At 40.2% G+C, this 6,210-nt stretch carries 6 protein-coding genes; 2 read left to right on the top strand and 4 right to left on the bottom strand.

Features of this window, described 5'->3' with window-relative positions; translation table 11 throughout:
- Nucleotides 1-54: 54 nt before the first annotated feature.
- Complete coding sequence (tpiA, locus tag HMPREF3020_RS00870) at nt 55-846, bottom strand: triose-phosphate isomerase (protein WP_070775231.1); 792 nt, start codon at nt 844-846, stop codon at nt 55-57.
- Nucleotides 847-1,045: 199 nt separating this feature from the next.
- Here tpiA and HMPREF3020_RS00865 point away from each other — a divergent pair, with 199 nt between their 5' ends.
- Both HMPREF3020_RS00865 and xerC read left to right on the top strand, forming a co-directional pair.
- Nucleotides 1,046-1,480 carry a GNAT family N-acetyltransferase gene (locus tag HMPREF3020_RS00865; RefSeq protein WP_070775229.1) on the top strand — a complete coding sequence of 145 codons (435 nt, stop codon included), beginning with the start codon at nt 1,046-1,048 and terminating at the stop codon, nt 1,478-1,480.
- Nucleotides 1,480-2,367, top strand: coding sequence for a tyrosine recombinase XerC (gene xerC, locus HMPREF3020_RS00860; RefSeq protein ID WP_070775227.1), 888 nt, complete (start codon nt 1,480-1,482; stop codon nt 2,365-2,367). Before HMPREF3020_RS00865 ends, xerC begins: the two co-directional genes overlap by 1 nt.
- A gap of 84 nt (nt 2,368-2,451) precedes the next feature.
- On the opposite strand, the gene lptD is transcribed toward xerC, so the two are convergent.
- The 3 genes from lptD to aroE are packed head-to-tail and all read right to left on the bottom strand — an operon-like array spanning nt 2,452 to nt 6,207.
- On the bottom strand, nt 2,452-4,794 hold the full coding sequence (gene lptD / locus HMPREF3020_RS00855; protein ID WP_070775226.1) for an LPS assembly protein LptD: 2,343 nt from the start codon (nt 4,792-4,794) through the stop codon (nt 2,452-2,454).
- 46 nt (nt 4,795-4,840) lie between these two features.
- Nucleotides 4,841-5,392 carry a DNA-3-methyladenine glycosylase I gene (locus tag HMPREF3020_RS00850; protein ID WP_005699086.1) on the bottom strand — a complete coding sequence of 184 codons (552 nt, stop codon included), beginning with the start codon at nt 5,390-5,392 and terminating at the stop codon, nt 4,841-4,843.
- Nucleotides 5,389-6,207, bottom strand: coding sequence for a shikimate dehydrogenase (gene aroE / locus HMPREF3020_RS00845; RefSeq protein ID WP_005699098.1), 819 nt, complete (start codon nt 6,205-6,207; stop codon nt 5,389-5,391). Before aroE ends, HMPREF3020_RS00850 begins: the two co-directional genes overlap by 4 nt.
- Between the last annotated feature and the right edge of the window lie 3 nt (nt 6,208-6,210).

Genomic DNA, 6,210 nt, shown 5'->3' with positions numbered 1-6,210 from the left:
AAAAGTGCGGTTAAAATTAACCGCACTTTTTTTATCTCTTTTAGAACAAGAAAATTAGTTTTTCGCTGCTGCCGCTGCTTTCACGATTACTGCAAACGCAGGCGCTTTAAGTGAAGCTCCGCCCACTAACGCACCATCGATATCTGGTTGAGTGAATAATTCTGCTGCGTTAGCATCATTTACTGAACCACCGTATTGAATGATCACTTGATCTGCTACAGTTTGTGATTTTGCTGCGATGTGGCCACGGATAAATGCATGAACAGCTTGTGCTTGTGCTGGAGTTGCTGATTTGCCCGTGCCGATTGCCCAAATTGGTTCGTAAGCAATCACTGCACCATTAAATGCTTCTACACCTAATGCGTTGATGACTGCATCAATTTGACGCGCACATACTTCTTCAGTTTTGCCTGCTTCGTTTTCTGCTTCAGTTTCACCAATACATAATACTGGTACTAAACCTGCTTCTTTTAATACACCAAATTTTTTCGCTACAAATTCGTCGCTTTCTTTGTGGTAAGTACGACGCTCAGAGTGACCGATAATGATGTATTTTGCACCAAAATCTTTTAACATTTCGCTAGAAATATCACCAGTAAATGCACCTTTCACATTGATATCTACGTTTTGTGCACCTAACTGAATCACACTTTTACCGCCACAGCTGCAACCACAACCAGAAAGTGCCGCTTCAGCCGTACCTAAATACATAACAGGTGGGGCAATTGCCACATCACAACCTGTTACATCGTGTAATTCTGCTTTTAATCCTTCGATTAATTCTTTGGTGAACGCTTTGGAACCGTTTAATTTCCAGTTACCCATCACTAAAGGACGACGTGCCATTTTTGTTTCTCCATATTGAATAAATAAAAAGTGTGTTTACTATACCAAACTTTGAACAGATTTCTTTGTGCAAAATCACATTTTGAAAATTTTTTTGGGGAAATGATGATTATTTTGTGCTAAAAAGCTACAATCTACTGTACGGAACCGATAAAAAATAACCAATTTTATAAATAAACGGAAAATAGGTCTGGTAACAATGAAAATTTTCAAAGCCGAACAATGGAATATAGAAGTGCTTGCTCCACTCTTTGAAGCCTATCGACTTGCCAACGGAATGAGTGAAAATCCTGACCGCACTTTAACCTTTCTAACAAATCGTATGCGTTTTAATGAAAGCATGTTTTTTATTGCTGTAAACGAAAATGCACAAGCGATTGGCTTTGTTCAACTTTATCCTCGCTTATCCTCTTTACAATTACAACGCTATTGGCAATTAACCGATATTTTTGTCAAAGAAGATAAACATCAAGCCGAGATTTATGCAGCGCTTATTTCTAAAGCAAAAGAGTTTGTCCGTTATACACAATCTAACCGTTTAGTAGCGGAATTAAGCCAAGCTCAACAGAATATTTTAGAACGCGAAGGATTTAAGCTAAACACGAAAAAAAGTTTGTTTGAATTAACTCTCTAATGCATACACTCCTCAATCAATATTGGGATTACTTGCGAATTGAACGCCAAGTAAGCCCACATACACTCACCAATTATCAACATCAACTAGATGCGATTTTAGCGATTCTAGCAGAAAAAGGCATTCAACACTGGCAGCAAGTGAATCCAAGTGTAGTTCGTCTTATTTTGGCGGAAAGTCGAAAGCAAGGTTTAAAAGAAAAGAGCTTGGCATTACGCTTATCTGCTCTACGTCAGTTTTTCAGCTATCTTGTGCAACAAGGGCAAATGAAAGTGAATCCGGCAACGGGTATTTCAGCACCGAAACAAGGCAAGCATTTACCGAAAAATATTGATGCTGAACAGATCCAAAAATTGCTTTCAAATGACAGCAAAGATCCCATTGATTTGCGTGATCGCGCCATGATGGAGTTAATGTATAGCTCAGGGCTTCGCTTATCTGAATTGCAAGGCTTAAACCTTAATAGCATTAACACGCGTGTACGTGAAGTCAGAGTGATTGGTAAAGGGAATAAAGAACGTATTGTGCCTTTTGGGCGTTATGCTTCTCACGCAATTCAACAATGGTTGAAAGTACGCCCTTTATTTAATCCTAAAGATGAAGCCCTTTTTGTGAGCCAACAGGGAAATCGCCTCACTCATCGCTCTATTCAAAAACGAATGGAAACCTGGGGCATTCGCCAAGGATTAAATAGTCATCTAAACCCACACAAATTACGTCACTCGTTTGCCACTCACATGCTGGAAGCGAGTTCAGATTTGCGTGCAGTTCAAGAACTTTTAGGACACAGCAATTTGTCCACTACGCAAATTTATACGCATTTGAATTTCCAACATCTTGCAGAAGTGTATGATCAAGCCCATCCTCGAGCAAAACGAAAAAAATAAGCAAAGTGCGGTCAAAAATCGTCGTCTTTTTTAACCGCACTTCTAAACAAAAAGGCTACCTTTCGGTAGCCTTTATTCATTTAACTATAAGCTAAATGCTTGAATATAAGGAAGTTTACCTTTCTTCAGCATGTCTTCAATACCGCTTTGATGGTCATTTTCACCTAAGCCTCGTAATTCAAAGGTAACGCCAACACTGTTATCATAAACCACCTGATCGTTACGTTGATTCTGACGACTCGTCACATAACGTCTCGCTCCTACGCCAACAGACCAACAGCACGAGTTATATTGTACACCCACATATTGCTCAACTGGTTTTTTCAACGCAATATCTTGATAGTATTTTCCGACAAGCGCCCAGTTATCTGAGACTTCCCATGCCGCTACGACACCAACCTGTTTAATATCTTGTTGGTAACGGTTAGCAGACGCACCTAAGTTTTGGTTGATATACTCTTTACTTGCGTAGCGATAATTTAACTGAATCAGATTGCTCTTCATCGGGTTAAATTCCAAACTGCTATTTGCCAATGATGCTTTATCTAGCAACGTATCATATTGGTAGCTACCGCGCCAATTCCATTTATTACTAATTTTCCAGTTAGATTCCAATGCCCAAGAAGAAGAGGATTTTGGTGTACGATTACTTGGATTATCATCGATTCTGGACGCGGTTAAATAATAAATTTGCCCTGCTGAGAAATTAAAACGCTCATCGGCATTTTTATCATAAAAACGGCTTGTTCCCCCCACTGTCACCTGGTTTGCAGATGAAATACGGTCTAAACCACTATAACGACGATCGCGGAATAATGAATAATAATCTTGCTGAACTAAAGCGGAGTCATAACCAAAGCCAAGATAGTCATTAACTAACTTGGAGCCAATATTGCTTTGATCCTTATATGGTCGATATAAGTATTGTGCGTGTGGTTCCAGTGTTTGTGTATAGCCATCAAATAAAGTTTTGTTGGTGGCTAAAACTGTTTGTAAGTCTACTTTTAATTGTGGCAATACACGATTTACGGATTTTTGTACCTCTTCTGCAGCAGAAGAAGAGCCCTTTTTCTGGTTATAATGCGTTGCATAAAGTTTAGTCTCAATATTTAAGCTACCATATTTATTTGACATTGCCGTTGCCAAGCTTGGCTCAACATGAAAACGCCATGCGGTTGGCATCAGGGCGCTATCATTATCAAAACGTACTGCTTGTGAGAATAATTTGAAATCAACCCAGCCGTTTGCCAAATCATTTTTGTAATAATTGAAGTCGATTTGTGGCAGCGCACGATAAGGTCCCACAGAAACCTCATCAAAAATTTGGAATTGACGTGCTGAAATCGCAAAGTTGTAATTTGGTTTATAGTAAGCAATACGTGCATACTGGTTCGCATAACCATCAGTACTGTCACCATAATCAGAATCAAAATCGGTGAAATATTGTTTATCACTGACTTTGGTGTAATCAACGTTTAAACGCCAGTTTTCAAGAAAAGAAGAACTGTGATTCCAATAGAATAAATGACGCTTACGGTTATCACTGATGTATTCATCGTAGCGATCACGTCCTAAATATTCGCCAGCAAGTTTACCTTCACCAACGGGTGTTAAATAACGAAACTCACCATTTAATTGCCAACCACGACGAGACATATATTTTGGTGCAAATGTGGCATCGTAATTTGGTGCAATATTCCAATAAATTGGTTGTTTATACCAATAGCCATCACGGCTAGAATGACCAACTGTTGGCATTAATAAACCTGAACGACGGCGATCACCAATCGGTAATTGCAGATAAGGGGTATAGAATACTGGCACACCTAATACTTTAAAACGTGCATGCCAAAATTCAGCATATTCTTCTTTAATGTGCTGACGAATCTCAGAGGCGTCTACCGCCCAAGCATTATCATCGGGTAAACAAGAGGTAAATGTCGCATTTTTCATTAAACGGTAATTATCACCTAACTCAATTTCTTGTGCTTTACCGCGGCCTTGACGTCCTACAAGTTGGTAGTCTGCATCGGTTACGTTACCGTTTTTGCTATCTAAATTAAAACTCGCATCATTACCTAATAGATTAATTTGATTATCTTTGTAATCAAATCCGCCTCGCAAATAAGCCCATCGTTGAGTTTGGTTGCCCTCACCTGTTTGTTTGACTTCAACTGAATTCCCTACCAAATGGCGGTTTCCTTGTTTCAAATCCACATTGCCTTGATAAATCGCCTGAGTTGGCTGATTAATCTCTGCTTTATCTGCTTCAATATAAACCGGTAAATTATTAACATCACCTTTCACGACTTCCCCAGTAAAGTGAGGCACGCCGAGTAAGCATTGAGCATGCAGATCGGCCAAACTTTGTTGACTATAAAATGCGGTCAGAATTGAGATTGAAATTAAGGTATATTTTTTATTCATAATTCAGTTCTTATTCAGATGAAACTAGGGGGATTATACTGGAATATCATTTACAACAACAGCCATTTATATGGTCGTTAACTAACCCCATAGATTGCATAAAGGCATAACATGTGGTTTCCCCAACAAAGACAAAACCACGTTTCTTCAACGCTTTTGACATTGCTTTTGAGATTTCAGTTCTAGCGGGCACCACAGAAATATCGGGGACATCATTAATAATCGGTTGATGATTCACAAACGACCACACAAAATCACTGAAATTTTCACCGCACTTTTCCATGGCTAGATAGGCTTTGGCATTTTTCACAATGGCTTCCAGTTTTGCCCGATGGCGAATAAGCCCGGTATTTTCCATGCAACGATCAATATCCTGTTCGGTCATTTGCTCGATTTTGGCTGGGTCAAATTGATGGAAGGCTGCTCGATAGGCTTCGCGTTTTTTCAATACGGTGATCCAGGAAAGCCCCGCTTGTTGCCCTTCTAAACAAATTTTTTCAAATAGCTTTTGGCTATCAAATTGTGGCTTGCCCCATTCCTTGTCATGGTAGTCGATATAAATTGGAAGTTCACCCACCCAAGGGCATCTTGTACTCATGCCATATCCTTTTTGAGTTGTTCATAGATTGCGACAAAATCGGGCATTACCCCACGCCATAAACAAAATGAATGGGCGGCTTGCGCCACCAACATACCAAAACCATCGCTGACATTATTCAGACCTAAGGATTTACAGTAGGCAATAAAAGGCGTATCGCTGCCTTTGGCATATTGCATGTCATAACAGGCGTGGACCTCTGATAAGATTGAGGCATCAACAGCGGCGGTATGTCCGCTTAATCCAGCCGAAGTTGCATTGATCACTAAATCGTAGGTTTGCGCGGGAATCGCACCCATCGCGACAGCTTCAATTGTGCCGTAAGGCTTGAACTTATCTGCCAGTTGTTGTGCTTTTTCTAGGGTGCGGTTAGCCAAGACAATCTGCTGCTGTGCTTCCAATAAAGGCAGTAATACTCCTTTGGTTGCTCCGCCAGCACCTAAAATTAAAATGCGTTGTTGTGGCTGAATCCAACCTAAGCGTTGTAAATCTGTCACTAAACCAATGCCATCGGTATTGTCCGCATAAAGTTTGCCGTTAGATAATTTTTTTAGTGTATTACAGGCTTCTGCCAGTTTCGCCCGTTCGCTATGTTCGTCAGCGAGCGCATAGGCGCGTTCTTTAAATGGTGCAGTGATATTGCAACCTTGTGCTCCTTCAGAAAAAAAGGCCTGCAATTGCTGCTCAAAATCCTCAAGATCACCTAATTTGGCAACATATTCCATCGTTTGCTGGGTTAGCTTGGCAAATAAGCGATGAATCAACGGGGATTTACTTTGGGCAATCGGATTGCCCCAAACGGCATAGTGCTGCATATC

The sequence above is a fragment of the Haemophilus sp. HMSC068C11 genome, from assembly GCF_001815355.1.
Taxonomy (GTDB): Bacteria; Pseudomonadota; Gammaproteobacteria; order Enterobacterales; family Pasteurellaceae; genus Haemophilus_D.
This window is presented reverse-complemented; position numbering and strand designations above follow the sequence as displayed.

Bases quoted from the DNA above. Each gene is read 5' to 3' on its own strand.
- aroE (WP_005699098.1), bottom strand. From the start codon at position 6,207: ATGCAGCACTATGCCGTTTGGGGCAATCCGATTGCCCAAAGTAAATCC.
- HMPREF3020_RS00865 (WP_070775229.1), top strand. From the start codon at position 1,046: ATGAAAATTTTCAAAGCCGAACAATGGAATATAGAAGTGCTTGCTCCA.
- xerC (WP_070775227.1), top strand. From the start codon at position 1,480: ATGCATACACTCCTCAATCAATATTGGGATTACTTGCGAATTGAACGC.
- tpiA (WP_070775231.1), bottom strand. From the start codon at position 846: ATGGCACGTCGTCCTTTAGTGATGGGTAACTGGAAATTAAACGGTTCC.
- HMPREF3020_RS00850 (WP_005699086.1), bottom strand. From the start codon at position 5,392: ATGAGTACAAGATGCCCTTGGGTGGGTGAACTTCCAATTTATATCGAC.
- lptD (WP_070775226.1), bottom strand. From the start codon at position 4,794: ATGAATAAAAAATATACCTTAATTTCAATCTCAATTCTGACCGCATTT.